Raw genomic sequence first — 26051 nt, 5'->3', positions numbered from 1 at the left:
CTGTCTGATTTCGCCCTGGCATTGCCTGCCGGGAACGCCCACCCGTGCTCTGAAGAAAGCTTCGCCAATGCCAACACCAACGTGGAACAGATCCGCACGCGATCCTCCCTGAACTGACCTGCGCCGCGCGCGGCGTCTCTCCGAAGTTCAAGAAATGCCGCACTCCGGGCAACTCCGGAGATCGACGGCGCACGTCCGCACTTCACTAAGAAGGATACCCACATGAGCACTGCATCCGACGTCTCCATTCAGGTCCTGCCGACGGCTTTCACCAAGGCAGAGATCGAAATCCAGCGTGACTTTGCGCGCAAGTGCATCCGTGCGAAGCGCTTCGAAGACCTCTCGTCGCGTTACATGGCGATGAAAGCCGAATGCCATCGCCGCGGGCTGCGTGCATGCGATTTTCAGACGTTTCGTAACGCGGTCCGCCTCACGCGCCTTGGCACTTCTCGCCGCGTCAATTTGCCCAAATCCTGCTTGCCTATGCAGGAGTACTATTTCGGTCTGCCGACCGAAACCGCGCTCGCCCATGAGCACGACAGTTTTCTGAATCTCTGGCGTCGCCGTTGATCGGGGAGCCAGAACAGGATGACCATCAAAACCAGCTCGATGCGCACCCGAAAACCCGGTGTCACGGACAAGGGTCTGCTCCAAGTGCTCCCCGCAGAAGTGGACGAGTTCGACCTCGATCTTGTCCGCCTTCTCAAGAGGGCGGGAGTGTGGGAGGCGCTCCCAAAGAGACAAACGCCGTCACCTGAAGCGGCTGGCACCACGCCACGTCACCGTTGTGCGCGGCAAGCCCAACCTGCACGACGCAATCCGATCACCGGGAACCGATGCCGCAGCCGCCGAGAACGCCAGTCGGTCGAAGCTATTTGCGTTCGACTCCACGAAGAGGAAATCACATGTTCCATGAAGAAATGACGGCCTACTTCACGACTCTTGCCGATTTCCATCCTGCGCTGCTCCGCTGGTCAACCGATGTTCTACAGGACCATCCGATGCTCGCGACAACCTTCGCGGCTACGTTGAATGTCATCATTCAGCAGACCCAGTTGCTCGGAATCGACGATGAAACGGCACACGAGCTTCTCATTTGCCTGATCGAACATGAAGCAGGACCGGCCCTGCGCCGGCTGGGTATCAGCTTGCCGATCCCCTCGCGCGACCTGTTCTCAACCCTGGCGCACTCGTTTCGTGAAGATGACGAAATCGCAAAAGTCATGCTTCGAGAGCCGTTGATGGTGGAGAAGGGTCCCGTCGGCATCATGCGCAGGTCGCTGTGGGCCGAAGGCTTGAGGGAGCCAGAGGTGTCGCAGAGACTCGCCGAACTCCAGACGATTGAGCCGCAAATACACTGAGCCGGCGGCTCGAAACCGCTGCCCGGTCAGCGTCACCACGCCAAACGGGGCCGTACAGCATTTCGAAAGCGATGCCGAGGTGCACGCTTTCTGGAAAGTATTACCCGCGAGCCGGGGCCATCGTCTCTCCGACGGTCGGCGACGGGAGATCTTCACCCCATGACTCCGCGCGGGCCGTCCCGGCCCTAAGCACACCCCTCCACCAGACAGCCCTGGCCCGGCCGCACAGCGCGGCCGGCATCGGACACCTGCGTTCAACGGAGACTTCAATGACCCGCGTCAGACAACTCATCCGCTTCATGAAGGAGCTGGAGTCCGGCCACGACCGGACCCAAATCCCGCTTCCTTCCGAGACCGTCTTCCTCAAGCCGGACAATCCGCTTATCTCAGGACGGATCCGGCCCTTCCCGATCGATGTCCACGATGAGGACGATAACTATGCCGACCTCGTCAGCCTCCCATGGCTTTGGATGCCAACCGAGGAGCCGACGCCCAGCCGATGGTACCCGGCCAGAACGAAGGGCCATTCCCGCGGCACCATTACCAATCCGAAGACACGCTCGGCAATCAGCTACGCCAGTACCTACGAGATGAACCTCGCCTACATGCTCTGTGCCTCCAAGCACGTCGTCAAGGTCGAGGATCAGCCCGAAGCCATCATCGTCCCCCGCGACGACGGTGACAAACAACACACCGTCGACTTCCGGGCGACGATGGCGGGCAATGGCTACCGGATCGTCGTCGGTGTGCGACCATCCTGGCAGCTAGACAAGGACGACCTCCGTCACACGATCGAACGGATCAACTCCGGCTCGCTCGCGGGCTTCGCCGACGAGGCGATCATCCTGACCGAACGGGAAATCACCAACGACCGCGGGTGGAACGCAAAGAGCATCCTTCGTGCGCTCAAGGGATCGGTCGCCAACGACAATGCCCGCCTGGCGAACCACGCCTCGAAATTCGACGGAACCGTGTCGCTCATGACGCTGACCAGCATCTTCGATGACACCGCGGCCGCTTGGAACGCCGTCTGGTGCTTGATCCACGACGAAATCCTACTGCCCAGCCGTCCCGACCTCAAGCTCGTGGATGCCCCCTTCGTCGCCTTCAACCACAACGCAGCCTGAAAGGAAAGAGCATGGAAACCAACCTTTCCGCCCTCCTCTCGCTACAGCACGGTGCCGTGCTGCCGGTGTTTAACCGCCTTCCCGTCAAGGCCCGCGTTCGTGATCGCGGCATCGACTATTGTGTCCTGTACTGCGACCGAAACGGTGCCGCGCTCCAGCGCATGGATGAGACCCAGGCGACAGTAACCTTCAGCCAGGCCGACATCGCGGAGGCACTCAACCGTCCGGGCAATCCGATGACGATCGAGAAGGACTTCTACGCCGAAACGAAGGCACGCGCCCGGTTGAAAGGTGCAGACAAACTCAGCGGTATGAACCCGAGCGATCAGGAAACGGTCCTCAAAAGAGAGTACTTCGTTCGGTCCTTCTACGAGATGCGGGCCGACTACAGGGAAAAGTGCAGGCTTGCCCGCATGGATAGGATGCCGCTTCCGCCTCGCGTCAGCAAGTCGCGCGACTCCCTTCTGCGGGTGATCCCGCTCATTTCTCTGAAATGGCGCGCACACCAGTTGGCGAACTCGCCGAAGGCGACTTACCGCACAAAGGAGAAGACCGTCACCCTCGTCGAACCGACCCCGTCCACATTGAAGAACTGGATGCAGACAATGGAAGAAAACGACTTCGATCCGGTCTTTCTCCGGAACCAGTATCGCGACGAGCGCCAGGAGTATTTCACAGCGGACGAGCTCATTCACCTTAACGCTGCGATCGCCGCCGCCTGCTCGCGAACCGATCCCGACCTCGCAAGAATCCATGCCGACATGGTTACCGCCATGGAGGCCGAAAACAAAACGCGCGGTGCCGGCGACCAACTCAGGATTCCGTGCGAGAGCACGCTGCGCAATCGGTATGCAGATCTGCCAGAAATGAAGCGCGACCTTGCACACGACGGCAAGGAAGCCGCCAAGCGCAAATGGCAACCCGAGCACGGCGGCATCGACGTCGTCCGGGCGGGCGAGCGCGTGGAAGTCGATGATCACGAAACCGACCTCCACACAGTACTGGCAATGATCGGTGTCTGGAAAACGATGTCGAAGACCGAGCGCGCCAAGGTCAAGCGGATCCGATTGTGGATCTCGGCGGGGATCGATGTGGCCAGCAGAGGCCTGACAGCGCTCTACGTCAGTGCTCGTCCGCCGTCTAACAAATCGGCAATGACAGTCCTGGAAATGTCGACCCGCGACAAGACCGATATCGCGCGCCGTCTCGGATGCTCAACCGCATGGATTCAGGGTGGCACTATCGAGACTATCGCGGTCGATAGCGCAGCCTACTTTGCCAACCGCTCTTTTCGGATCGCGGTGAACGACATGGGCACTGACTTGTTCTTGCCGCCCGCCGGGGAAGCACCCTGGCGAGGCTTCATCGAGCGCTGGTTCCGAACCCTTTCGCACCAGATGTTCAACTATTTCAACGGACGCACGTGGGGTTCTTCTGTCGAAAAGGGCGACTACGACTCCGAAGCCGAGGCAGACATGATTGCTTATCAGGTTGCCGAGTGCCTGCTTCGGTGGGCCATCGACGGGTACCACAACGCGCCGCATTCCGAACTGAACGGGTCCACGCCGCAGAACCGTTGGCTGGAACTCAGCAGAGACTACGGCGTGATGCCCGGCCCGACCGGAGCGCTGCGTACGCATCTTTTTGGAACGCACATCAAGCGTACCATCTCGAAAAAGGGCATCCGGAGCGCCGGCTTGCAGTTCCAGAGCAAGGAACTTCAGAAGATTCGCCGAAGGGTTGGCAAAACTCCGGTGATTGCCCGCATCAACAATCACAACCTGGGCAGCCTCTCCGTATGGACCGAGGACGGCTGGATCGAAGTGCCTTGCGTCCATCAGGATCTGGAGGGTGTAAGCATCTGGCAGTGGCTGGCGGCAACCGAGAAGCTCCGTTTGTTTAATGCCGAAAATGCCAAAGTATCCCGCGGCACCCTCCAGGCGACCTTCCTCTGGCTCAAAAACCAGGCGGAAATGGCTCGTCTTGAATCCGGCCTGCTCAGCCCCGTGTTGGCCGACGAGGACTACCAGCGCTTCGAGAAGAGCATGGACCGCACATTCGACGTCCTTGAGAAACCATTCGAAGGTGAATTCCGTCCAGAGGGTGAATGGCACCCGTCCAACGAGCTGTTCGCGGCTCTCGGCATTCACCCCGTTGTCTACGCCGCAAAGAAAAAGTCCGCAAAGGCGGCTCGGGAAGAAGCCGACGCAGGCGGACGTCCGCAGCTCGGCACCATGCCCAAGCAGCAACAGGCACATGCGCACGAGCCGAACGAGTCGGTGAACGACGAGACGACGGTCGTTCGCCGCATCACCACCAACATCTTTGAAAACTAGGGAGATTCTCATGGAAATGTTTGACAAGAACCTCGACGCAAAGCGCAGTCAGGCAGCCATCGACCACGTCCGTGGGCTGATCGGTGACAACCGCGCAGCCATCGCAGACCGGATCGCCGAACTGTACGATCACTACGTGATCCTCGATCGCGACATGCCCCTGCGAGCTGCTCTCGTGTCGTCGGTTGCAAGCGTTCTCACCCCTATCACCGGAAGGCCTGACAAGCGGAGGATCGTGGCCGTCACCGGGCGTTCCGGCGCAGGAAAGACCACGGCGCTGATGAAGCATATCGGGAGCATTCCTGCGATGCAGTCCTACGTGGACGACGACGGCGTTATGATCCACCCCGTCATCCTTGTCGATGCTCCGTCACCGTGTACGCCTCGCCTGCTGGCTATCTCATGCCTCGAAGCGCTCGGTCATGCGCCTCCGGAAGGCATCAAGGAGAACCAGGCCTGGCTGCTGTTTCGCCGACTGTTGAAAGTTCACAAGGTCATGTGGGTGTTCATCGATGAGGCCCAGAACGCTATCGAGACTGCCTCTCTACGCGAGGCAACCGTTATCGGCGACGCATTCAAGTCGCTGACCCAGATGCCGGATTGGCCTGTGAGACTGATCCTTGCAGGCGTGGCACCCCTGGCAAGCTTCCTCGCGCGAAAGCAGCTCTACAATCGCCGCACCGTCGTTCCCTTCGACACCCTCGATGCAGACGGTACGACGGACCTTGTGAAAAGCATTCTGGAGACGATTGTTCAGGAACACGCTCGCATGGAAATCCGGATCAAACTCGATGACACTGCCCAAGAAGCTGACGAGGAAACGACCAAAACGCGGCACAGGGAAAAGGGCACGTTCCTCAAGCGATTGATGCACGCCTGTGATGCCGAATTCGGGTCCGTGGTCCAGATGATCCGGGCGGCCGTCGAGTTAGCCATCTATGCAGATCGTGACTGTGTCACGATCGATGACTTTGCGAAGACCTACGCCTCCTTCTCAGGTTGCCGGCCTAGCAAGAACATCTTCACCGCCGCCAACTGGGAGGAACTCGACCCCTCAACCGCCCTGCTCCGCGACGACGATCGGGTCTGGGAAGCCGAAAGGCTGAGGTCCAAGGGAAAGAATGCAACCAGGTACGGAGTTCGCCCACAATGAGCAGGCTTGCCGAATTGCTTCCCTTCTACGCTGGCCACGAAACCGTCGCCAGCTATTTCTCGCGACTTGCAGCGGCATGTGGCTACGAAAACGCCCGCGCCTTCGCCTTCCACCTTCAACTTCAGTTCCAGGGCATCGTTGCTGGACGGGAGAAAGATTTGGAGACCTTCGCTGCAGTTCTGGATATGCCGAGATCGTCGCTCTCTGCGGGGGTTATTCTCGGAGACAAGTACGTCTATCAAATCTCAGGCCAGGTGCTCAGCCGGCATGAGATGCAAAGGCTGCGGTTTCGTTTTTGTCCCTTCTGCGTGAGCGAGGACGAACATCGCTGCGGCGGTCGACGAGGTTTTCGGGCATACGGACGCCTGCATTGGCACGTTTCCGCTATCCGCACCTGCAAGCGGCATGGCGTTCGCCTCATTTCGAGTGCCGAGCTCGCGAAATCGCCTTTCCAACACGACTTTGCGGCCAACCTTGCAGCAGAATCTTCCAGGATTCCCAGATCCATGGCGTCTGCTGAAGCTGCGGAACCGGACAATCTTCAGACATATGTCGAGAAGAGGTTGAAAGGCGACAGGTCCGGTGCCGACTGGCTTGACTCCCTGCCGCTGTATGTCGCCATCCGCCTTTGCGAAATTGTGGGCGCATCTCTGTTGCACGGAAACCTGTTCCGCTCATCGGGATTTGGCGACCGGGAATGGTCAGAGAGCAGCGGTGCTGGATACGATCTTCTTAAAGAAGGGGAACCTGCATTCCGCCAATACCTGCAGGCTCAGGTGGATGATTTTCACCGCAGGAAAGTTTCCGGCGGTGAGCGATCCATCTTCGGTCGTCTGTATCTAACCCTTGCCCATCGGACGACCGAAGCTGCATTTGACCCGATTCGAGATATCATTCGTGATGTGGCTATTCACAACCTCCCGCTCGGACCCGGAGATGAATTCTTCGGACCGATCGCTGTCAGAAAGTTCCACACGATCCACTCTGCCTCAAAAGCCCACGGCATTCCGTTCGAGCGCCTCAACAAACTCGTGCTGGACGCAGGATTGCTCCCCAGTGAAACAAGCGGTAGAGGCAGAAATCTCATCGAAGCCCAAGCCGTCGACCGCATTGTCACGGAAATGGCTGCAACATTTAATCAGAAAGAGGTCGCTACTAAACTTGGGGTCACGCGCAAACTAGGCCGGCAGCTCATCAACGGCGGACTTTTCAAGCCATCCTTCGAAGTGAAACAGCGACCCGGCACCAGGATCATTCCGCGATACCCGGCCGAGCAAGTTACCACTCTACTCGCGAGCCTTCGATCTGTCGCCAACTGCACGGACATGAGTGAGCTCCACGATTTACATACTTCGATCAAGCGTTGCGGATGCACGTTCATCGAGGCAATCAATTTGATCCGCTCTGAAAAACTCTCAAAAGTTGGCTGGGACAAAAGTGAAATCGGACTTGCAGCCCTTCGAGTCGATCCAATCGAAATGCGGCTTCTGATGATGCGTCAAAACTCGATCATTTCGGATCGGCAGAGCAAGCGTTCAATGGTTAGACCTCAGCCGCACGGCAGTCCCAATCGGCAATCGTTACTGTAGACTTCGAGACAATTTACGCGAATTCAAGCCGGGTTTCATCCCGGCTTTTCTTTCGGGCCATGCCATTGGCCAACTTTGACGTCCTGGGTGGCCAAAAGTACTTGTGCTCTGAGGTTCGAGGGTTCACGTATCAGAGGGTTACAGCGCTAATGGCCAGTATTCGGTTACATTTCTCACTGATTATCCAGACGGCCCCTTGAAAGGCAGCGCCCCGCGCTGCCTTTTGCGTTGATGCGGAGGAAACATCATGCGGATAGTGCTAACAGGCAGCTCCGGCCGGGTCGGCCGCGCGATTTTCAGTGCGCTGGCCGGCCGGCACGATGTCGCGGGCATAGACCGCTCCCCCTTCTCCACAACCCATATCGTCGGCGATTTCGCCGACAGGGTGCTTCTGCAGAGAGCTTTCGAGCGGGCTGATGCGGTAATCCATACCGCGGCCCTTCATGCCCCGCATGTCGGCTGCGTGCCAGACGCCGAGTTTCAGCGTATCAATGTCGACGGCACCCGCATGGTCGCGGAAGCGGCAATGGCGGCAGGCGTTGAGCGGCTGGTCTTCACCAGCACGACGGCGCTCTACGGACACGCGGTTTCAGCGGGGTGCTGCACCTTTATCGATGAAGATACGCCACCCCAGCCAAAAAGCATCTATCACCGCACGAAGCTCGAAGCCGAGCAGCTACTCAAGGAAATGGCCGGCCCGCGTCTAGCCGTGCGCGTGCTGCGCATGTCCAGAAGTTTCCCGGAGCCCGCTGACGTAATGGCCGCCTATCGGCTGCATCGCGGCGTCGACATCCGTGATGTCGCTGATGCTCATGCACTGGCACTCGGCAATGCGGGAGAAAATTTCCAGCGCTATATCATATCGGCAGCCACCCCGTTTTCCGCTGATGATTGCGACGCCCTCGCCAGGGATGCACCCTCCGTTCTCCGGCAGCGGACCCCGGCCCTTGCAGACGCGTTCGCGCGGGAGGGTTGGGCGCTGCCGATGACCATCGATCGGATCTATTCACCCGCCCGCGCCGCAAAGGGGCTTGGCTGGAGATCCCGGTTCGGCTTCGAGGAAGTGCTGGCCCAGCTTGGCCGCCGCAGCCTGGAAGTTTTGCCTGCCGGCGCGGAGATCAACAGGAAATCAGAGTAGCCTCGCGATGGCATCAACTTAAACCGTGAACGCTTTATCCCCTCGCGCGTTTGTATCCCGCCTGATAATCTTCGGGCCGGGAGCGACAAAAACCAGTGACTGCATTTACGGCCTTCATCATCATTCTTCTCGTGCTCATCGGGCCGAGCCTGTTTGTCGTCATCGGCAAACAGCGGGAAAAAGCCATTCCCAAACGCCCCTCCACCGCCCTTCCCGTTAACGACGACGAAACGGCGCTGGACCGCCACTGGCAATCGATCAGAAACGGCTGGAACGAGAAGAATGCGCTTTGCCTGCTGCATTCCAATCTCGATGCCTTTGCCGTGCGCGTGGCCGCGACACGCGCCGCCGGGCGCAGCCTCGATCTCATGTATTACATGTGGAATGCCGACCTGACCGGACGATTGATGATGCGCGAAGTGATCACCGCCGCCGATCGTGGCGTGCGCGTGCGCCTGCTTCTCGACGACCTCGGCGTCTCCATGTCCGACCGTATCTTCCACGCCATCGACAGCCATCCCAATATCGAACTCAGGCTGTTCAATCCTACAAGGGCGCGGGAAAACATCCTGCATCGCAGCCTCGAACTGGTGCTGCGCTTTCGAAGCGTCAACCGGCGTATGCACAACAAGGCATGGATTGCCGACGGGCGGGCGGTGATCGTCGGTGGTCGCAATATCGGTGATGCCTATTTCGATGCAGCCGAACGGGCGAATTTCCACGATTTCGACATTCTCGGTTTCGGCGGGATCGTTGCCGACTCCACCGAAATCTTCGACGATTACTGGAACAGCGCCGTTTCCGTGCCGGTACGCTCTCTGCTGGCGCGCAGACCCAACAAGCTTGCCAAATTGCGGCGCGAACTGGATGCCTTGCCGCAAAGTGAAGCGGCCAGACCCTATCTCGAGCGTGTCGAGAGCCAGTACGGCCGCGATCATTTCCTGATGTCGGACCGCCTGCACTGGGTCGATACCGCAGATGTGCTGGCCGATCCGCCGGAGAAAGCGGCCGGGAAACGCCGCAAGGGCCATAATTTCCTGATGGAGAGCCTGCTGCCGCTGATGCAGGCCGCAGGCGAGAGCCTGCATATTACCTCCCCTTATTTCATTCCCGGCAAACAGGGCGTGGAGATCTTCCTCGATCTTGCAGAACGCGGCGTGTCTCTCGCCATCCTCACCAATTCCCTGGCCGCAACCGATGTCGCCGCCGTTCACGCCGGTTATGCCCGTTATCGAAAGCCGCTTTTATTGGGTGGGGTGCGCCTGCATGAATTGCGCTCGCAGGCCGACCAGGGCAGCTTCACCCTGCGCGGTTCGGGACAGGCGAGCCTGCACACCAAGGCCTTCACCCGCGACGGCAAGACCGGCTATATCGGCTCGCTCAATTTCGACCCGCGCTCCGCCTCGCTCAACACGGAAATGGGCGTTGTTTTCAATTCACCACCGCTGGTGGCCCGCATGGACGAAATATTCACCGAAGAAATCCGCCGCACGATGAGTTTCGAACTCGACGTCGATAATGGCAAACGCATCGTCTGGATGACGGAAGAACAGGGCCAGCCGAAGACCTACCGGCGCGAACCGGACGCGGCCATCAGCCGGCGGATCATCGCCGGTATCATGCGTTTCCTGCCGCTTGAATCACAGCTTTGATGAAAGCAGGCATCGCTCAGGCCGCCGGCCTCACCCCGGCCTTGGCCAGCTGTATCTGCACCAGCGTATCGAGGTTCTGGTTGACGCGACAATAAAATTCCTCGTCGATGAAAGGCCGCAGCATGAAATCATTGCCGCCCGCTTTCAGGAACCGCGCCGACAAAAGCCGGTTGGTGGAGGACGACACGCCGATGATGCGCAGCTCATGCGACCCGCGCACGGTGCGGATGCGCCGCGTCAGTTCGAAACCGTCAATGTCGGGCATGTTGTAGTCTGTGACCACAAGGCCGATATCGGGATTGGCCTTGAGGATTTCGAGCGCCTTCGCACCGCTATCGGCAAGGCTGACGCGGAAATTATATCGCTTGAGGCGGCTCGACAGCAGCGCCCGTGCCGTCGGGCTGTCATCGACGATCAGCACATGGTGGCGGTGATTGGTGAGGAACCGACAGACGGATTCCGTCAGCATGTCCACGGCGAAGATGTTGTCCTTCAGGATGTAATCGACCACATCCTTGGCGATCAGCGTCTCGCGCGTCGCCTCATGAAACGTGCTGGTAAAAACAATGGTCGGGATCGAAAGATCGATCAGATATTCCAGCGCCTCACCCTTTTCCGCCCCCGGCAGGTTGATGTTGGAAATGGCGAGCGTCACCGGTTCTGGAGAATGTTCGTAACAGGCCTGCAACTCTTCGAAAGAGCGGCATACCTCTACGGAAACACCCAGCATTTCGTTGAGCCGCATGCTCACCATCTGGGTGAACACGTTGCTGTCTTCCGCCAGTAAAATGCGGTTGTTGGTAAAAGGCACGCCAGAATATTGCATGCCCGTAATGCCCAGGAAATTCATTCTGCCCCGATCCCCCATCGTATGTGAGGAAAACATATCAGGCGCATTTTTCAGAATCATTAATAGCACTTTTGCAGGAAAGGAATGCGGGCATATGCTTACCTAAACGGAAATACGGCCCGCGAGGGGCCGTATTCCAGCTTTGGGAGTGAATGATCTTATGCGCGCAGCAGCGCATTTTCCGTGTCGAACGGGCTTTCTTCCACCACTTCGGCATCGTAGAGCGTGCCGAGAATGCGGATCTTCAGCTTTGTGCCAACCGCCGCATATTCCGGTTTGAGCATGGCAAGCGCAATCGACTTGCCGATGCGCCAACCGAAACCACCGCTGGTGACACGCCCGGCAAGATTGCCGTTTTCATCCGAAATCGCTTCCGACCCGCGGGCATCGACATCCGTATTGCCCGACACGGTCAGCGTCGAAAACACCGACTTCAGTCCGGCTTCCTTATAGGCCACCAGCGCATCGCGGCCGATGAAGGATTTTTCCGGACGCAGGAAGCGGTCGAGACCGGATTCATAGGCGTTATATTCCACCGAAAGCTCGCGGCCCATGTTGCGATAGGACTTTTCGAGCGACATCGACACCATGGCCCGGATGCCGAATGGCTTGATGCCGAATTCCGCGCCTGCCTCCATCAGCCGGTCGAAGATATAATTCTGCATCTCGATCGGATGGTGCAGCTCCCAGCCCAGTTCGCCCACGAAGTTGACGCGCAGCGCATGCGCCGTCGCCACACCGACGGAAATCTGCTTTGCCGTCAGCCAGGGGAAATCCTTGTTCTCCAGGCTGGTGCGGGTCAGCTTCTTCAACAGATCGCGCGACCTCGGGCCGGCAAGCACCAGCACGCCGTATTTCTGGGTGATCGGCTGCAGCACCACGGAACCGTCGGTCGGCGCAAGGCGGCGCAGCACGTCATGATCGTGGGCCTCAAGACCGCCTGCCGAAACCATATAGAACCGGCCAGGCGCCCATTCATAAACGGTGAACTCAACCTTCACACCGCCATTCGGCGTCAGAAGATGCGTCAGCGCGATGCGGCCGCGCTTCTTCGGCACGATATTGGCCAGAATGCTGTCCAGCCAGGCACGCGCGCCGGGGCCGGAAACCTCCATCTTGGCGAAGGCCGACATATCAAGCACGCCGACATTGTTGGTGACGTTCTTCACCTCGTTGCCGACATGTTCGAAATAATTCGAGCGGCGGAACGACCATTTTTCGACGATGCGGCCATCTTCCAGCGGCGGTGCGTAATTGTGGCTGGTGATGACATCGGCGCCGACGCCGAGGTCTTCTTCCTTGAGCGCATAACCTTCCGGTGCATACCAGTTGGCGCGCTCCCAGCCATAGACGGAACCGAACACGCCACCGAGCTTCTTCAGTCGGTCATAAACCGGCGTCGTCTTCAAGGGACGGGCGGCGGAACGCTCCTCATCGGGATAATGCATGGTGAAGACGTTGGCATAGGCTTCCTCGTTCTTGGCAATGAGGTAACCTTCCGTCGCGTGAGGCCCGAAACGGCGCGGATCGACGCCCATCAGATCAAGTGTCGGCTCGCCATCGACGATCCATTCAGCCAGCTGCCAGCCAGCACCACCGGCAGCGGTGATACCGAAGGAATGACCTTCATTCAGCCAGAAATTCTTGAGGCCGGGTGCGGGACCGACGATCGGGTTACCGTCAGGCGTATAGGCGATCGCGCCATTATAAACCTTCTTGATACCCACTTCCCCGAAGGCGGGAACGCGCACCATCGCCGTTTCGATATGCGGCATCAGGCGGTCCAGTTCCTCCTGGAACAGCTCATATTCGCTGTCGTCAGAGGGACCATCGACATAACAGACCGGCGCGCCGACTTCATAAGGACCGAGGATCAGGCCGCCAGCCTCTTCGCGCATATACCAGGCCGAGTCCGATTCACGCAGAACGCCCATTTCCGGCAACCCCTGACGGCGGCGTTCCTGAATGGCCGGATGCGGCTCGGTGACGATATATTGATGCTCGACCGGAATGACCGGAATATCGATACCGACCATCTCACCGGTCTTGCGGGCAAACGAGCCGGTGCAGGAGATGATATGTTCGGCGATGATCTCGCCCTTATCCGTCGTCACCTTCCAGTGACCGTCTTCCGTCTGCTCGATGGCGGTGACGGTGGTGTTGCGATAGATCGTCGCTCCACGGTCACGCGCGCCCTTGGCCAGCGCCTGCGTCAGATCGGCGGGCTGGATATAACCGTCATCGGGATGCTGGATGGCGCCGAGCAGGCCATCGGTTTCGCAGAGCGGCCAGATTTCCTTGACCTGCTCCGGCGTCAGCATGTTGACGCGCACGCCGATCGTTTCGGCAATGCCGGCATAATACATATATTCGTCCCAGCGATCCTTGGTGCGGGCGAGACGGATATTCGAAACCTTGGAGAAACCGACATTCATGCCGGTCTCTTCCTGAAGCTCCTCATAGAACTTCACGGAATATTTGTGGATCTGGCCAACCGAGTAGCTCATGTTGAACAGCGGCAAGAGGCCTGCCGCATGCCAGGTGGAACCGGAGGTCAGCTCCTTGCGCTCGATGAGCACGCTGTCGCTCCAGCCCTTTTTGGCAAGATGATAAAGCGTCGAGACGCCGACAACGCCGCCACCGATCACCACCGCCCGTGCATGTGTCTTCATTTACAGAACCCCTGAAAAGCGCCGGCCTCGTCTTATTCCGCCGACATTGGATGGGAGGAATATGAAGCGCTTGCGGGTTGTTCAGCCGCCTGATTGCGACATGGCCATAGGGTGCTGCGACAGGGAAGAAATTGCGGAGCGCGCCGGAGGAACGTCGAACAGCTTTGCCGCTCTTTTCTTCTCCCCGCCGGGGAGAAGGTGGCCCGAAGGGTCGGATGAGGGGGCACCGTTGCCGTATCCCTCTGCCCTCGCCCCCTCAACCCGCTGCCGCGACCTTCTCCCCGGCGGGGAGAAAGCGACAAGCGGCGAGCCCCTGGCCGGAACTCAATGTCCACAAGCAACAGCGATCTACGCTTTCGCGCCGGGTTTCTCCCTCGGCTCTGTCGCCTTGTCGCTCTTCGGCGCCTCTTTCTCTGGCGAAGCAGCCCCCGTATGCGACACCACGGCCTTGTCGCCCTCTTCCGAAAGCAGCGCCGCCAGCATCTGCGGATTGGCGTCGCCTTCCACATGGATGTTGAGGTTGCGTTGCGGGAACGGGATGGCGATGCCCTCTTCGCGGAAACGGTGGAGGATGGCGATGCGCAGCGCATTTTTCACCGCAAGCCCGTTCGACAGGTCGGCAAGGTGGAAACGCAGTTCGAAATCCAGCGAAAAATCGCCGAAACGCAGGAATTCCACATGCGGCTCGGGGTTGCGCAGCACCGGCGGCTGAGCGCGCACCAGTTCCAGCAGAATATCCATCACCTGCTGCGGATCGGAATCATAGGCGACGGAAACCGGAATTTCCGCCCGCATGATGCGGTTGCGGTGTGTCCAGTTGCCGACAGAAGAATTGATGAATTCCGAATTCGGCACGATGATCGACTGGCCACGAAAAGTTTCGATTTCGGTGGCGCGCACGGAAAGCCGCTTGACGGTGCCCTCCGTCGTGCCGGTCACCACCCAGTCTCCCACCTTGAACGGACGTTCGACCAGGAGGATGAGGCCCGAGACGAAATTCGAAACGATGTTCTGCAAGCCAAAACCGATACCGACCGAAAGGGCGGAAGCGACCAGCGCCAGGCTTGAGAGGTTGAGACCGGCAGAGGAGACGCCGAAGATCGCCGCAACGGCAATGCCAAGATACCCGATGCCTGTTTTAACCGAGTTGCGCACCCCGGCATCCACCTGGCCCCGCGCCATGACGTTATTGTCCAGCCACTTCTGGAACCAGCGGGTGATGATATAGCCGATGGCGAAGACGAGGACGCCGCCGAAGAGGCCGATCAGCGAGATGGAGGCATTTCCGACGGTGATGCCGGTCAGCAGGCGATAGGCCCAGCTTTCGATATCGCCCGGCTGGAAACCCCAGGAAAACAGGATGAGCGGCACGCCAAAAGCAAGCGCCACGACATAGATGCCGAGCCCCGCGGCAAGGCCGGCCTGATCCAGCGCAACCGGGCCGAGACCGAAACGACGCGCGAGATAACGCCCGGCAAGGGATTCGCCAAAGGCACCCTGCCGCGAAATCGCCTTGCCGGAGAGAATGCCGATATACATGGTCGCCAGCACCGCACCGGTCGCGACGATCTGCGTGGCGAGGAACCGTGCAAGCCCGACATAACCGGTCAGGCAGGCACCGATAAGGATGAGGCCACCCACCCGCAGCAGAATGACGAGCCAGCGCGGCAGGCGCTGGTTGCCGGTGTCGTAGTCCTGCCCCTCACCGATCATCGGCCGCAGGAACGACACGGTGAGCAGAATGAGCCCGATGATGATGGAAGCGATGAAACTCTTGGCGACGGTGACGATCAGCGGTGAATAAAGCGTCTCACTGATCGTGCCGAACAGATAATCGAGACCGTTGACGAGCGCCATCAGCAGCACCGCCGAAGACAGCGTATGAGCCCCCTTGTTGGACACCTTCAGCAGGCGCCATTCCGGCTGTGTCGGCGCAAAAATCGCATAGCTCAGCCGCGAGACGAAATAAACGAAACCGGTGATCGCCATCGCTCCGAACAGGATCGGCGCTATGTCGGACCGCAGCACGTTGAAATTATCGAGGAAGAAGGCCGAAGTAACGAGAAACAGGAACAGCGACAGCGACTGCACCATGGTCGACCAGAAGGCCACCGAAAGCCTTCTGAGATAGGAAGGCTCGCCCGTAAAGGCGCGCCGGTCCATGCGGCTGCCGAAAAAGCGGTAGCCGCCGACCAGAAACAGCAGCGCCGCCATGATCGACAGCATCACGGCCCCGAACATCGGCAGCCGCTTGTAGTTCCAGACATAGGCCGCCCAGTTGCTGAAGGCATTGTTGAGGTTGGTGAGCTCGGCCACAAAGGCGGAAGATGCGTCGCCCAGCGTCTGCGCGGAAACTTCCGTGCGCTTGAACAGGGTGGCGGCAAAAAGCGCCCGGCGAACCGCCGTGATATTGTTGGAAATCTGCGCGGCATTGTTGGCGGTAGCCTCCACTTCGCCCGCCATGGCATTCACCTCGCCGCGCTCCGCCGTCAGCCGGTTTCGCTCTTCCGTGACGAGGCTCGCTTCCGGCGGCTGACCTTCGCCGGGTGCCGCACCCAGCGCATCCAGCCGGGTCTTGATCTGGTCCAGCCGCGCCCGAAGTTTGGCATTGGCGGCTGCGGCATCGGCAGCGATGCTGTCGGCCCGTCCCTTGAGGTCGACGAGCTGGGCATCATCGCGTCCGCCCGCCTCCACCTGCCCCGAAATGAATGCGATATCCGTCTTCCATTTTTCGAGATCTGCTCTCGCCTGTTCGACCGTCGAGGTCTGGATGGTGCCCGGTACTGCCGGCGTCGTTGTTTCCTGCGCGAGCGCCGGCATCACCCAGAGGCTGCTGAAGAGGGCAAAAAGAACGGCAAGAATCGAGGCCATGCCGGCACTTCGCCGGCCAGCTCCCGCCCGCCCGCGCAACACCCGCCCGCGCAACATCCGACTGCCATTCATCCATCCGCCGAACATCAACCGCACATCCATGCCTTTCGTCTCTTTGCGCCACCTCAGGCTATTTAGCGCCTGTGGCGGGGAAAACCACCCGCATCAGGCGAGGTTTTCAGGAGTTTGCTTGCTTTTCGCCACAGGAATCATCACCTTTGATGATGCAGCAACATGGGAGGAAATCATGGAATCTGCTGGCATTGGCTGGATTGCAGCTATCATCATCGGTGGTGTCGCCGGGTGGCTCGCCGAACAATTCATGAAAAGCAATATGGGTGTTTTCATGAACATCCTTCTTGGAATCGTCGGCGCCATCGTCGCCAACGCCATCCTTTCGGTATTCGGAATCGTTTTGACCGGCTGGCTCGGTTATCTCATCGCCGGCTTCGTTGGCGCCTGCATCCTCATCGCCATTGGCAGAGCTTTCAGACGCGGGTGAATAAAAGAAATCCGTAAAACCCCGAATTTTCAGGCTTTTCCAGCGCGACTGAAATTTTTCCGTCATAAAAATCGAAGAAATTTCATTTCCGCGCTGGACAAGCCCAAACTTCCCCTTTATAGCCCCCCTCACACCGCCACACGGTGCCGGTCGGGTGATTAGCTCAGTTGGTAGAGCAGCTGACTCTTAATCAGCGGGTCGTAGGTTCGAGCCCTACATCACCCACCAAATCTTCTTGAAATGACAGGACCTTGCGATGCTTAGTTGAATCATCGCATCAATGCTAGGCGGAAGAAATCTTCCCTCCGGGCTGCCTTTGCCAGGCGGCCTGGCCTTCCAAAAATCTGCGACTTCGGTTCCGACGCTCTCCCTCACACCTTAACCACATTCCGCAGTTTGCATTGCAAGCCGCCAGCTTGGCTGTATGCATCACTCAGCCAGAATATTGGCGCGATGGGGGACATCATGACATCAAAATGGGTAATGGCGGCATTCTTCGGCGCAACGATGACGATTGCGGGAACGGCGCAGGCGGATGACCTGGTCTTTACGCTGAAGAACGGCACAAATTCGGTCCTAAACGCCTTTTACACCTCACCGGTGGGCGTCAACAACTGGGAAGAAGACGTTTTCGGAAGAGAGGCCCTTGGTCCGGGTGAAACGATGGAGATCACCATCGCTGACGGCCGCCGCGTCTGCAAATACGACATGCGCTTCGAATTCCAGGGCGATGAGCTGGAGGATCTCGAGGATACGCAAAACCTCTGTGAACTCGGCGAATATACCATCACCGAATAACAGATCGGCAACGACGGCCTTGCCCGATCAAGGCGGGGCCTGAACCGATGACCAGACGGATGTCTTCGCCGCTGCGGAAACACCCGATCTTTCGGAGAATTCCGGAAACGGTGAGATATCGGCGTGGCAACGTTCTCCGCCTCCGCAAAGCTGTCTCAATCATCCCTATGATCGAGGCCATGAGATTACTCATCACCATATCGCTTTTCATTCTCGGCGCTGTCGGGAGCGGCATATGCGCGTTCTTATTATCGGCAGCCCTGGCCGATTCCGGATTTCTCGGCTCCTGTTTTGAGGGAAACTGTGCCTATGCGGCGCTTTTTATGGTGCTGCCCGTCACATGGTTCGTGCTTTTTGCGCTTTATGTCATGGCGCTTTTAATTTGGCGGCGAAAACCGTTCCGGAATGGAAGGCTCTGAAAAAGAGCATGGCGGCATCATCGCTACCGAACGTTCGTTGACAGTGATCGAGACTTGCCGTTAACGTCCGCCTGCTGGGGGATTCGCTGCCAGTGATATGCGGTGCTCTTAAACGTGCCCGATATCACGGGCCTCTGAATGTGCATGTTCCGATTTGCGTTTTGCGTAGGATGAGCATGTCGGAAAACAGGGAGACCAAAGGATGCGGGCCGCAATCAATTCCCCGTCGCTTTCGATCGACACCATGGACTATCAGGCCGAATGCCAGTTCGCATTGGAGCCTTCCATTCAAGGGCTGATCGAAAAAGCGGAACATGCCGGCTGGAACCGCCAGCAGGCCGCCCTTGCCATCGTCGCGCTCGCCAGCGAGCATCTCACCGATCTCCTGACCGCAGGCGGCCTCCCCACGCCGGACCAGCGTCCCCTCTCCTGATCCCCTCCTGATGCCGGGCGGATCAGCGCCCATATCGAGACATCATCGCGACAATCGACCCAGCAGACCCAGAGTGTCCTGACCGATACTGCCGGAACGCTACGCCGTGTCGTGGAAGCCGCCACGCGGCTGGAGCCGGTCCCCGCGCGATCTGGAGACGGCCTGCCATGTTTTGAGCCATGCTCGTCCGCGAACACACATCGTTGCCCGCCAGTGACTATGCCATAGTGTTGACACAAGCCACCAATAATGAGAACATAAAGTGAACATTATGGAGGTCAGCGATGAATACGTCAGACGCAGCCATAGAAAATGCCCTTTCCGTCGTCGCCCGTTCCCGCGACATGCGTGAGCGCGCGCTTGAACGGCGCCGCGAACTGCAGCGGCGAACGGAGGTCATCATCACCCGCCCGCTCTACGTTCTCAAGAAGAACGAAGGACCGAAGCAGCTGTCGCTTAAACTCGATAGCTAGTCGCCATGGACATGCTGGAGAAGGCTTGCGAAGCAGGCCTTGAGCGCCGGATATCCCCTGCTTCCCCCTCGTTTCCAAAAGCGAAATCCCGTGCGGATCACCTCACGCACGGGATTTTCTGAATGAAGAGGTTATTGTTCTTGTCTATTGCATGCGCTGCATTGCGGCCTCGGGCTCACCGGTCGTTGCAACCGCTGCCGGAAGTCTGTCGGTCTTTTTCAGGATGACGACGGGCTTCTCCACCGGATCCGTCGGCGGAACGATGCTTGCAGTTTTGAATTCACGGTCGACGGCAGGAACGGAAGCGTTGATCTTTTCATGACCTGCGCATTCCGCAAGCGCTGCACTGGCGGAAAAACCAAAGACAGCGGCGATAATGAGAACTGATTTCATGTCATTCTCCCTTCGCTTTTATGGCAGTCTCCAGTCTAGGTGGAGACGATCCGGATTGAAAATCACACTTTAGAGACATCTAAAGCTCATCATCACGTCGGCAGTCGTCGTTTCGATGTGCGGGCAAGTCGAAGGGCGATTAAATCGCCCTATTTTTTCCGCACATCCAGCGGATTTCGGCAAAGCGGTCTGCGAAATATCATCGCCACGTAACTTCCCTTCAGGGAAATGAGGCTTGGCGTGTAAGTCGAAACCGTCGCCGCGTTGGCGGCCTTGATCGTTCTTCCCTCAGAGGGTTTCTGCTGCATGGCGCGCCTCCTTCCATGAGCGATAACGAAAATACGCCGATCTTGTTCCGCATTCATGCGAAGGGTGGTCAACCGGGAAGGCAAGGAGCGCGGCGCATTTCTTCTCCCCGCCGGGGAGAAGGTGGCCCGAAGGGCCGGATGAGGGGGCAAGCGCACAGATATACGGAGAGCTTGCCCCCTCATCCCGCTGCCGCGGACTTCTCCCCGCCGGGGAGAAGAAACAAGCGGAACGCTCCCGGACATATCGATGCGCAAATGCGCAGCGCTTGAAAAATCCACCCGAAAGCTCTATATGGTCAAGCGCGAGGACGACCTCGGCCATATCGGCGACAGCATGCGGGACGGCCCGGTCACATACCGGAGAATGAAATGCGCTCCCTGCAAGATCGTATCCGCCACGCGCTCAGCTTTGAAATCATCGGCCTTCTGCTCGTCATTCCCTTAGGCGCACTGCTCTTTGGCATGCCCATGGAAGATATCGGCATCGTCGGCCTGGTCAGCGCCACGCTCGCCACGGTGTGGAACTATGTCTACAATCTCGGCTTCGACCATGCCATGCAACGGCTGAAGGGCACGACGCTGAAGACGCCTGCCATTAGGGTCGCCCACGCCGTACTGTTCGAACTCGGCCTGCTGATCGTGCTGATGCCGTTCATCGCCTGGTATCTGAATATCAGCCTTGCCCACGCGCTGGTGATGGATATCTCCTTTGCGCTGTTTTACGTGGTTTATGCTTTTGTCTTCAACTGGAGCTACGACCGGGTTTTCCCGCTGCCGGAATGGAAGTCCCAGCAGGACGCCGCCTGATCGACGGCAGCCACCGCCGACACGGGCAATTCAGCGCAGCGACGCCTTGAAGAAGCTCACGACATCGGCGTTGAATCCGCGATGGAACTCCGCCCGGTCGAAGCCCGCCGCGTCGCCGCAAATCTGGGGCGCGGCTTTTGCCATCTCCGCCGGGCAAGGCGCGATGAAGGAAAAATGCCCCGCCCCCTCTACCAACCGATAATCCGGTTTAACCGGCAGATCGTCGCGCAGCCTCACAATATCCTGCGGCGCGACACCATCGCCACCATGCTCGGAACTCCAGAGCTGCACGGGAATCGTGATGGCCTTCAGGTCGCCCGGGCCCGGAAAGGCATTCAACGGGTCAGCAGCCACCACAGCTTTCACACGGCTATCCTGACCGCCATGCTGAGGTAATGTCGTCTTCTGCCGCATCTGTGCGCAAATCGGCGCCTGCGGGTCGGGACAGGGCAGCCCGGCATTGGCAAAATCGGGAATGCCGCCAGCTAGCACCAGCGCGGTGTAACCGCCACGCGAAAATCCGAAAACGCCAATCTGACCGGCATCGATGGAACCGGCTTCGCTAAAACCTTCAAGCAGATAATCCAGCAAGCGGGCAACATCCGCCGGCCGGCCCGTCAGCGCGGAAAGTTCACCCGCCTTCTTCATTTCAAGCGCATTGTCTCCGGGGTGATTGAGCGCCGCGACAATGAAGCCGGCATCCGCCAGTGCCGCCGCCGTATCCCGATGGCTGAAATAGGTGCCGCCAAAGCCATGGGAGATGACAACGAGCGGATATTTTCCCTCAGGAATCGGGCAATCCCGTACGACGGACAAAAGGAAGGGGCCGATCTTGACCTCCGTCGGCGCGGCCGCACAGGGCGACCACATCGCGGCCCTCATGGCAGCTTTGCCATTCGCGGCCGGAATGTCGATCAGCCGGAGACCGGCCGCCATCGCGGCACCCGTTCCGGACAGGGTGGAAAGCATAAGGCAAAGCAGTAACAGAAATCGCATCACGAACTCACCGATCGGCAATATTGCATATGGACCGATCAGCAACCGGTCTTACGCAAACATAAAGCGATTTCTTCTGACGGCAATAATCGCTGAAACGCCTAGAGCGATTTCAGCGTCCAGGCCACAATTTCCCGCGTGGCAGCGGCGAAGGCCTGGTCCAGTGCCTTCACGAAATTGGCGTTGCCGGAACCGCTGACACGGGCGCTGGCGCGGAACACTTCCTGCGCCTTCACCGTGCCGTTGCGGTCGTTCAGCAGCTTCACCGATATCTCGATATTGGCGACATTTCTTGCCGTATCGATCTCGAAGGCGCGGATATCGCTCACGACCTGATAGTCGATCGCCAGCCCCTGCCCCGGACGCCCGACGCCGCCGAGCTTGCCGGTATCCTCGAAGGCTTCCACGAGCTTGGATTGCACCATACGCGGCAGACGGTCGCTCCATTGCGAATTGCCGAGATATTGCACTTCCGAGCCGGAAAGCCGCACCACGATGTTTTCGCTGTCCAGTGCCTTCAGCGCCGTCGGGTCGGCGATCAGCAATTGCCGGCTTTTCAGCGAGGGCCCCTGGGTAACGGCCGCCGAAGAAACGGACAGATCGAAGGTGTCGTTATTCGGCGCACCCGCGCAGCCTGCCATCAACGCGGCAAGCAGCGGAGCCAGAACGAGGGCGCGACATTTTTGGCCGTTTATCGATAGTCTCATTGGCCCATACCCCTCTTAGCGCCTTGTTCTGCCATCATATTGTTTCACGGTTTCGCCGCCGAAGATCAACCGCTGCGGATCGCGGTCGATATTGGTGATGGCATTGTTGAGATTGTCGACCGTCTGTCGCGTGCTGCCGATCAGCGCCTGGAAATCCTTCAGGCCCGAGCTGGAGAAGCGGGTCAGATTGTCGGCAATCGGCCCGATGCGGGCATTGAGATTGTCCGCCACCGCCTTGAACGAGGTAAGCGTCTCGCGCGCCTTGGCAAACAGCGAATTGGCATCGTCAGTGCCCAGCATGCCGTCCACCTTGGCAAGAATGCCATCGACACGGCTGGAGGCGAGGTTCAGCTTGCGACCCATGTCGGTGAAATCGGAAACCGCCTGGTCGATATCGGCGCGACGCGCGCCCACGTCATCGGCGATCCGCTTGAAGTTCGCCACGGCATCACGCGCATCGGCGGTGGCCGCGGAAACATCGCCCACCACGGTGCTGACCTTGGCGGGATCGACGGAGGCCAGAAGCTCATCCGCGCGCTTCACGACCGTCTGCACTTCCGTGCTTGCCGCCTCGAAATTGCGCGCCGTGCTCTGCACCGTTTCCATGATGCCCTGGATGTCGCTGGAAGCAGAGGCCACATCCTTCGTCACCTTGTCGACGTTGGACAGGATGGAATCGATCTTGCCGGCATCCACCGCCTTTACGAGGTCCTCAATGGCGGTCAGCGTGCCGTCGAGACGCACCGACACCGACTGTACGGTGGTGGAAAGCGAGCTGAGGCTGGCGATGAAATTCTTGATGCCGTCGGAATTGGCGGCCAGCGCATCGGAAAACTTTTCGGCATTGCGCACCGTTTGCGTCAGCGGGCCACGGGCATCCTGTACGAAACCCTGCAATTCGCCGATCGCGCCATCGGCACGCTTCAGGATTTTATCGGCGGTGGCAAGCAGGTTGGTGACGCTGGAAAGATCGGCCGTCAGCTCGGCGGGAACGCCGCTTTCGACGGATTTCTGTAAGATTCGCTCGCCATCCTTGTTGCCGCCGGAAAGCTCGATATAGGCAGCACCCGTCAGGCCCTGAATTTCAAGCACGGCGCGTGTGGAAGGGAAAACCGGCGCATCGGCCTGCACTTCGGTAAAGGCGATGGAATAGGCCGGATCGTCGCGGTCAATCGCAAGCCCGCGCACAGTACCGACCGGAATACCGTTAAAGCGCACCGGCGAGCCGACGGAAAGACCGTTGGCGGAGCCGGGAATACGCACCACGAGCTGCGCCGTCGGGCCACCACGGCCGAATTCCGCCATCCAGTAAACGAAGCCGAATGCGGCCGCGATCACGATCAGCGTGAAAATTCCGACTATGGTGTAGTTCGCCTTGGTTTCCATGCTTCTCGTTACTCCACCGGATTTTCATGTTTGCCGTCCGGAAGAACGACAGAGCGCGCCCGTTTGCCGCGGAAATAGGACTGCACCCACGGGTCGTCGCAGGCGAACATATCCTGCAACGTCCCTTCCACCAAAACCCGCTTGTCGCCGAGGACCGCTATGCGGTCGCAGACGGAGAACAGGCTGTCGAGGTCGTGCGTCACCATATAAACGGTCAGGCCGAGCGAATCGCGCAAGCGCGCGATCAGCATATCAAATTCCGCCGCCCCGATGGGATCGAGGCCGGATGTCGGCTCATCGAGGAAGACGAGGTCGGGATCGAGCGACAGGGCCCGGGCAAGGGCCGCACGCTTGATCATGCCGCCGGAAAGCTCGGACGGGTACTTGTCGCCGGCATCGGGCTTCAGGCCCACCATCTCGATCTTGAGATAAGCAAGCTCGTCCATCAGCTTTTTCGGCAGATCGAGATATTCCCGCATCGGCAACTGGATGTTTTCCTTCACCGTCAGGCCGGAAAACAGCGCCCCCTGCTGGAACAGCACGCCAAGCCGCTGGTCGAGCATCATGCGGTCGTCTTCGCTTGCCTTGTCGTAATCGGTGCCGAGAATGCGGATCGCGCCCGCCTGCCTTGGCAGCAGCCGCAAAATCGCACGCATCAGGACCGATTTACCCGCGCCGGACGGACCGATGAAGCCGAGGATTTCACCGCGATAGACATCGAGATCGAGATTTTCGAGCACGTTGCGGCCATTGAAGCCGACAGTCACGCCCTCGACGGAAAGCACCGCCTCGCGGCCATCCTTTGTGGTTTTCGTCTCTTGCGGCTTCTGGTCCAGTGTTTCCAACGCGCCCTCCCTAAAAATCGATGGCTGCGTAGAAGATGGCGAAAAGACCATCCACCAGAATGACGACGAAGATCGATTTGACCACCGACGAGGTGACGTGTTTGCCGAGAGATTCCGCCGAACCACCCACCTTCATGCCCTCGACCGCCGCAACGATGCCGATGATCAGTGCCATGAACGGCGCCTTGATCATGCCGGCGGCGATCGTCGATTCCTCGACCGCGCCATGCAGGCGCGACAGGAACACCTCGAAGGTGATGCCGGAATAGGCCAGCGCCACGATGGCGGCACCGAAAAGTGCAGCGAAATTGGCAAGGATGGTCAAAAGCGGCAACGCAATCGTCAACGCCACCAACCGCGGGAAGACGAGCACGCCAACCGGATTAAGCCCGATCACCTTCAGCGCGTCGATTTCCTCGCGCATCTTCATCGAGCCGATTTCCGCCGTGATCGCGCTGCCGGACCGGCCGGCGATCATGATCGCGGTCAAGAGAACGCCGATTTCACGCAATTGCAGAATGCCGACGAGATCGACAACGAAGACCTCGGCGCCGAAATAACGCAGCTGGAACGCGCCCTGCTGGGCGATGATCGCGCCGATCAGGAACGACATCAGCATGATGATCGGTACGGCGCGCACGCCCATATGATCGATCTGGTTGACGATCGCCGCCGGCGATACACCGCGCCCGCGCCCGAGCTTCATCTGCGCGCCGCGCACGGCCGAGCCGAGAATATACATGCCCGCCAGGAAATCCGCGCCGTTCTGAACCACGGCCTGACCGATGGGCGCAAAAATGCGCTCCACCAGCCCTTCGCGGGCAACGGGTTCGACCTCCATTTCAGCCTTGTCGGGCAATTGGCCGATCACGTCTTCGATCCGGTCATTGCCGGTGAGCGTGACGGTTGCGCCATTCGCCTCAAGGTCCTTGCGCAGGCGCTGGATGATCCATGCGCCGGTCGTGTCGATCGCCTCCACGGCGGAGAGATCGATATTCACAGGACTGGCAGGTTTGCTTTTTTCAATCCTGTCGAGGCTTTCGAAAATCCCGGAGAGATTGCTGTTGCGCCAGGAGCCGCTCAAGACATAACGCGAGCCGCCGCCGGAGACGGCATCGTCTTCGGTGATTGCGGCCGGGTTCGCCTGTTGCCGTGTGTCCTGTTCTTGCATAATGCTCCGAGCGAGTGCAGCCGTCACGAGATTCTTAATGGTTTCATAACGGTTTGGCCTTCGG

The 26051-nt window shown here is 59.1% G+C and carries 23 protein-coding genes and 1 tRNA gene; 15 read left to right on the top strand and 9 right to left on the bottom strand.

Features of this window, described 5'->3' with window-relative positions:
- Positions 1 to 222: 222 nt before the first annotated feature.
- From O8B93_RS18435 to O8B93_RS18400, 8 genes are all read left to right on the top strand, one after another.
- Positions 223 to 570, top strand: a complete 348-nt coding sequence (locus O8B93_RS18435) for a hypothetical protein (protein WP_269711380.1) — start codon at positions 223 to 225, stop codon at positions 568 to 570.
- Positions 571 to 905: 335 nt separating this feature from the next.
- Positions 906 to 1361 (top strand): hypothetical protein, encoded by a 456-nt coding sequence (locus tag O8B93_RS18430; RefSeq protein ID WP_269711379.1) that lies wholly within the window; start codon positions 906 to 908, stop codon positions 1359 to 1361.
- A gap of 269 nt (positions 1362 to 1630) precedes the next feature.
- The gene (locus O8B93_RS18425) at positions 1631 to 2488 is read left to right on the top strand and encodes a hypothetical protein (protein WP_269711378.1); all 858 of its coding nucleotides are present in this window, start codon (positions 1631 to 1633) and stop codon (positions 2486 to 2488) included.
- A gap of 11 nt (positions 2489 to 2499) precedes the next feature.
- Positions 2500 to 4824 carry a Mu transposase C-terminal domain-containing protein gene (locus tag O8B93_RS18420; RefSeq protein ID WP_269711377.1) on the top strand — a complete coding sequence of 775 codons (2325 nt, stop codon included), beginning with the start codon at positions 2500 to 2502 and terminating at the stop codon, positions 4822 to 4824.
- Between the two features lie 10 nt (positions 4825 to 4834).
- The gene (locus O8B93_RS18415; protein ID WP_269711376.1) at positions 4835 to 5977 is read left to right on the top strand and encodes an ATP-binding protein; all 1143 of its coding nucleotides are present in this window, start codon (positions 4835 to 4837) and stop codon (positions 5975 to 5977) included.
- Positions 5974 to 7566, top strand: a complete 1593-nt coding sequence (locus O8B93_RS18410) for a TniQ family protein (protein WP_269711375.1) — start codon at positions 5974 to 5976, stop codon at positions 7564 to 7566. Before O8B93_RS18415 ends, O8B93_RS18410 begins: the two co-directional genes overlap by 4 nt.
- A 247-nt stretch (positions 7567 to 7813) precedes the next feature.
- Complete coding sequence (locus tag O8B93_RS18405) at positions 7814 to 8704, top strand: NAD-dependent epimerase/dehydratase family protein (RefSeq protein WP_269711374.1); 891 nt, start codon at positions 7814 to 7816, stop codon at positions 8702 to 8704.
- Between the two features lie 95 nt (positions 8705 to 8799).
- Complete coding sequence (locus tag O8B93_RS18400; protein WP_269711373.1) at positions 8800 to 10356, top strand: phospholipase D family protein; 1557 nt, start codon at positions 8800 to 8802, stop codon at positions 10354 to 10356.
- Between the two features lie 16 nt (positions 10357 to 10372).
- Here O8B93_RS18400 and O8B93_RS18395 read toward each other — a convergent pair whose 3' ends face one another.
- The 3 genes from O8B93_RS18395 to O8B93_RS18385 all read right to left on the bottom strand — a co-directional run bounded on the left by O8B93_RS18395 (position 10373) and on the right by O8B93_RS18385 (position 16851).
- Positions 10373 to 11206 carry a response regulator gene (locus O8B93_RS18395; RefSeq protein ID WP_269711372.1) on the bottom strand — a complete coding sequence of 278 codons (834 nt, stop codon included), beginning with the start codon at positions 11204 to 11206 and terminating at the stop codon, positions 10373 to 10375.
- A 158-nt stretch (positions 11207 to 11364) separates the two neighbouring features.
- Positions 11365 to 13878: a GcvT family protein gene (locus tag O8B93_RS18390; RefSeq protein WP_269711371.1), complete on the bottom strand. Its 2514-nt coding sequence runs from the start codon at positions 13876 to 13878 to the stop codon at positions 11365 to 11367.
- A gap of 348 nt (positions 13879 to 14226) precedes the next feature.
- Positions 14227 to 16851, bottom strand: a complete 2625-nt coding sequence (locus O8B93_RS18385; RefSeq protein ID WP_269711370.1) for a mechanosensitive ion channel family protein — start codon at positions 16849 to 16851, stop codon at positions 14227 to 14229.
- Positions 16852 to 16996: 145 nt separating this feature from the next.
- Between O8B93_RS18385 and O8B93_RS18380 the strand changes: the two genes are divergently transcribed.
- From O8B93_RS18380 to O8B93_RS18355, 6 genes are all read left to right on the top strand, one after another.
- Positions 16997 to 17251 carry a GlsB/YeaQ/YmgE family stress response membrane protein gene (locus O8B93_RS18380; RefSeq protein WP_269711426.1) on the top strand — a complete coding sequence of 85 codons (255 nt, stop codon included), beginning with the start codon at positions 16997 to 16999 and terminating at the stop codon, positions 17249 to 17251.
- A gap of 152 nt (positions 17252 to 17403) precedes the next feature.
- Positions 17404 to 17479: transfer RNA gene (locus tag O8B93_RS18375), tRNA-Lys, on the top strand.
- Positions 17480 to 17716: 237 nt separating this feature from the next.
- Positions 17717 to 18049, top strand: coding sequence for a hypothetical protein (locus O8B93_RS18370; protein WP_269711369.1), 333 nt, complete (start codon positions 17717 to 17719; stop codon positions 18047 to 18049).
- 167 nt (positions 18050 to 18216) lie between these two features.
- A complete protein-coding gene (locus O8B93_RS18365) occupies positions 18217 to 18468 on the top strand; it encodes a hypothetical protein (protein WP_269711368.1) in 252 nt (83 codons plus the stop codon).
- A 202-nt stretch (positions 18469 to 18670) separates the two neighbouring features.
- A complete protein-coding gene (locus O8B93_RS18360) occupies positions 18671 to 18901 on the top strand; it encodes a hypothetical protein (protein WP_269711367.1) in 231 nt (76 codons plus the stop codon).
- A 284-nt stretch (positions 18902 to 19185) separates the two neighbouring features.
- Positions 19186 to 19374, top strand: coding sequence for a hypothetical protein (locus tag O8B93_RS18355; RefSeq protein WP_006315378.1), 189 nt, complete (start codon positions 19186 to 19188; stop codon positions 19372 to 19374).
- A 144-nt stretch (positions 19375 to 19518) separates the two neighbouring features.
- Here the strand turns inward: O8B93_RS18355 and O8B93_RS18350 are convergent, their stop codons facing one another.
- On the bottom strand, positions 19519 to 19767 hold the full coding sequence (locus O8B93_RS18350; RefSeq protein WP_269711365.1) for a hypothetical protein: 249 nt from the start codon (positions 19765 to 19767) through the stop codon (positions 19519 to 19521).
- A 677-nt stretch (positions 19768 to 20444) separates the two neighbouring features.
- Between O8B93_RS18350 and O8B93_RS18345 the strand changes: the two genes are divergently transcribed.
- Positions 20445 to 20882 carry a PACE efflux transporter gene (locus tag O8B93_RS18345; RefSeq protein ID WP_269711364.1) on the top strand — a complete coding sequence of 146 codons (438 nt, stop codon included), beginning with the start codon at positions 20445 to 20447 and terminating at the stop codon, positions 20880 to 20882.
- A 30-nt stretch (positions 20883 to 20912) separates the two neighbouring features.
- On the opposite strand, the gene O8B93_RS18340 is transcribed toward O8B93_RS18345, so the two are convergent.
- The 5 genes from O8B93_RS18340 to O8B93_RS18320 form a co-directional block, all read right to left on the bottom strand.
- Positions 20913 to 21878: an alpha/beta hydrolase family protein gene (locus O8B93_RS18340; protein WP_269711363.1), complete on the bottom strand. Its 966-nt coding sequence runs from the start codon at positions 21876 to 21878 to the stop codon at positions 20913 to 20915.
- Between the two features lie 101 nt (positions 21879 to 21979).
- On the bottom strand, positions 21980 to 22585 hold the full coding sequence (locus tag O8B93_RS18335; protein ID WP_269711362.1) for an ABC-type transport auxiliary lipoprotein family protein: 606 nt from the start codon (positions 22583 to 22585) through the stop codon (positions 21980 to 21982).
- A 15-nt stretch (positions 22586 to 22600) separates the two neighbouring features.
- Positions 22601 to 23971 (bottom strand): MlaD family protein, encoded by a 1371-nt coding sequence (locus O8B93_RS18330; RefSeq protein ID WP_269711361.1) that lies wholly within the window; start codon positions 23969 to 23971, stop codon positions 22601 to 22603.
- An 8-nt stretch (positions 23972 to 23979) separates the two neighbouring features.
- The gene (locus tag O8B93_RS18325) at positions 23980 to 24816 is read right to left on the bottom strand and encodes an ABC transporter ATP-binding protein (RefSeq protein WP_269711360.1); all 837 of its coding nucleotides are present in this window, start codon (positions 24814 to 24816) and stop codon (positions 23980 to 23982) included.
- Between the two features lie 10 nt (positions 24817 to 24826).
- Complete coding sequence (locus O8B93_RS18320; RefSeq protein ID WP_269711359.1) at positions 24827 to 25987, bottom strand: ABC transporter permease; 1161 nt, start codon at positions 25985 to 25987, stop codon at positions 24827 to 24829.
- Positions 25988 to 26051 lie beyond the last annotated feature (64 nt).

It is taken from the genome of Martinezella rhizogenes, assembly GCF_027460065.1.
In the GTDB taxonomy this organism is placed as follows: Bacteria; Pseudomonadota; Alphaproteobacteria; order Rhizobiales; family Rhizobiaceae; genus Agrobacterium; species Agrobacterium rhizogenes_C.
This window is presented reverse-complemented; position numbering and strand designations above follow the sequence as displayed.

Excerpts from the sequence above, each read along its gene's own strand:
- O8B93_RS18435 (WP_269711380.1), top strand. The coding sequence starts at position 223 with ATGAGCACTGCATCCGACGTCTCCATTCAGGTCCTGCCGACGGCTTTC.
- O8B93_RS18430 (WP_269711379.1), top strand. The coding sequence starts at position 906 with ATGTTCCATGAAGAAATGACGGCCTACTTCACGACTCTTGCCGATTTC.
- O8B93_RS18425 (WP_269711378.1), top strand. The coding sequence starts at position 1,631 with ATGACCCGCGTCAGACAACTCATCCGCTTCATGAAGGAGCTGGAGTCC.
- O8B93_RS18420 (WP_269711377.1), top strand. The coding sequence starts at position 2,500 with ATGGAAACCAACCTTTCCGCCCTCCTCTCGCTACAGCACGGTGCCGTG.
- O8B93_RS18415 (WP_269711376.1), top strand. The coding sequence starts at position 4,835 with ATGGAAATGTTTGACAAGAACCTCGACGCAAAGCGCAGTCAGGCAGCC.
- O8B93_RS18410 (WP_269711375.1), top strand. The coding sequence starts at position 5,974 with ATGAGCAGGCTTGCCGAATTGCTTCCCTTCTACGCTGGCCACGAAACC.
- O8B93_RS18405 (WP_269711374.1), top strand. The coding sequence starts at position 7,814 with ATGCGGATAGTGCTAACAGGCAGCTCCGGCCGGGTCGGCCGCGCGATT.
- O8B93_RS18395 (WP_269711372.1), bottom strand. The coding sequence starts at position 11,206 with ATGAATTTCCTGGGCATTACGGGCATGCAATATTCTGGCGTGCCTTTT.
- O8B93_RS18390 (WP_269711371.1), bottom strand. The coding sequence starts at position 13,878 with ATGAAGACACATGCACGGGCGGTGGTGATCGGTGGCGGCGTTGTCGGC.
- O8B93_RS18385 (WP_269711370.1), bottom strand. The coding sequence starts at position 16,851 with ATGGATGTGCGGTTGATGTTCGGCGGATGGATGAATGGCAGTCGGATG.
- O8B93_RS18380 (WP_269711426.1), top strand. The coding sequence starts at position 16,997 with ATGGAATCTGCTGGCATTGGCTGGATTGCAGCTATCATCATCGGTGGT.
- O8B93_RS18370 (WP_269711369.1), top strand. The coding sequence starts at position 17,717 with ATGACATCAAAATGGGTAATGGCGGCATTCTTCGGCGCAACGATGACG.
- O8B93_RS18365 (WP_269711368.1), top strand. The coding sequence starts at position 18,217 with ATGATCGAGGCCATGAGATTACTCATCACCATATCGCTTTTCATTCTC.
- O8B93_RS18360 (WP_269711367.1), top strand. The coding sequence starts at position 18,671 with ATGCGGGCCGCAATCAATTCCCCGTCGCTTTCGATCGACACCATGGAC.
- O8B93_RS18355 (WP_006315378.1), top strand. The coding sequence starts at position 19,186 with ATGAATACGTCAGACGCAGCCATAGAAAATGCCCTTTCCGTCGTCGCC.
- O8B93_RS18350 (WP_269711365.1), bottom strand. The coding sequence starts at position 19,767 with ATGAAATCAGTTCTCATTATCGCCGCTGTCTTTGGTTTTTCCGCCAGT.
- O8B93_RS18345 (WP_269711364.1), top strand. The coding sequence starts at position 20,445 with ATGCGCTCCCTGCAAGATCGTATCCGCCACGCGCTCAGCTTTGAAATC.
- O8B93_RS18340 (WP_269711363.1), bottom strand. The coding sequence starts at position 21,878 with ATGCGATTTCTGTTACTGCTTTGCCTTATGCTTTCCACCCTGTCCGGA.
- O8B93_RS18335 (WP_269711362.1), bottom strand. The coding sequence starts at position 22,585 with ATGAGACTATCGATAAACGGCCAAAAATGTCGCGCCCTCGTTCTGGCT.
- O8B93_RS18330 (WP_269711361.1), bottom strand. The coding sequence starts at position 23,971 with ATGGAAACCAAGGCGAACTACACCATAGTCGGAATTTTCACGCTGATC.
- O8B93_RS18320 (WP_269711359.1), bottom strand. The coding sequence starts at position 25,987 with ATGCAAGAACAGGACACACGGCAACAGGCGAACCCGGCCGCAATCACC.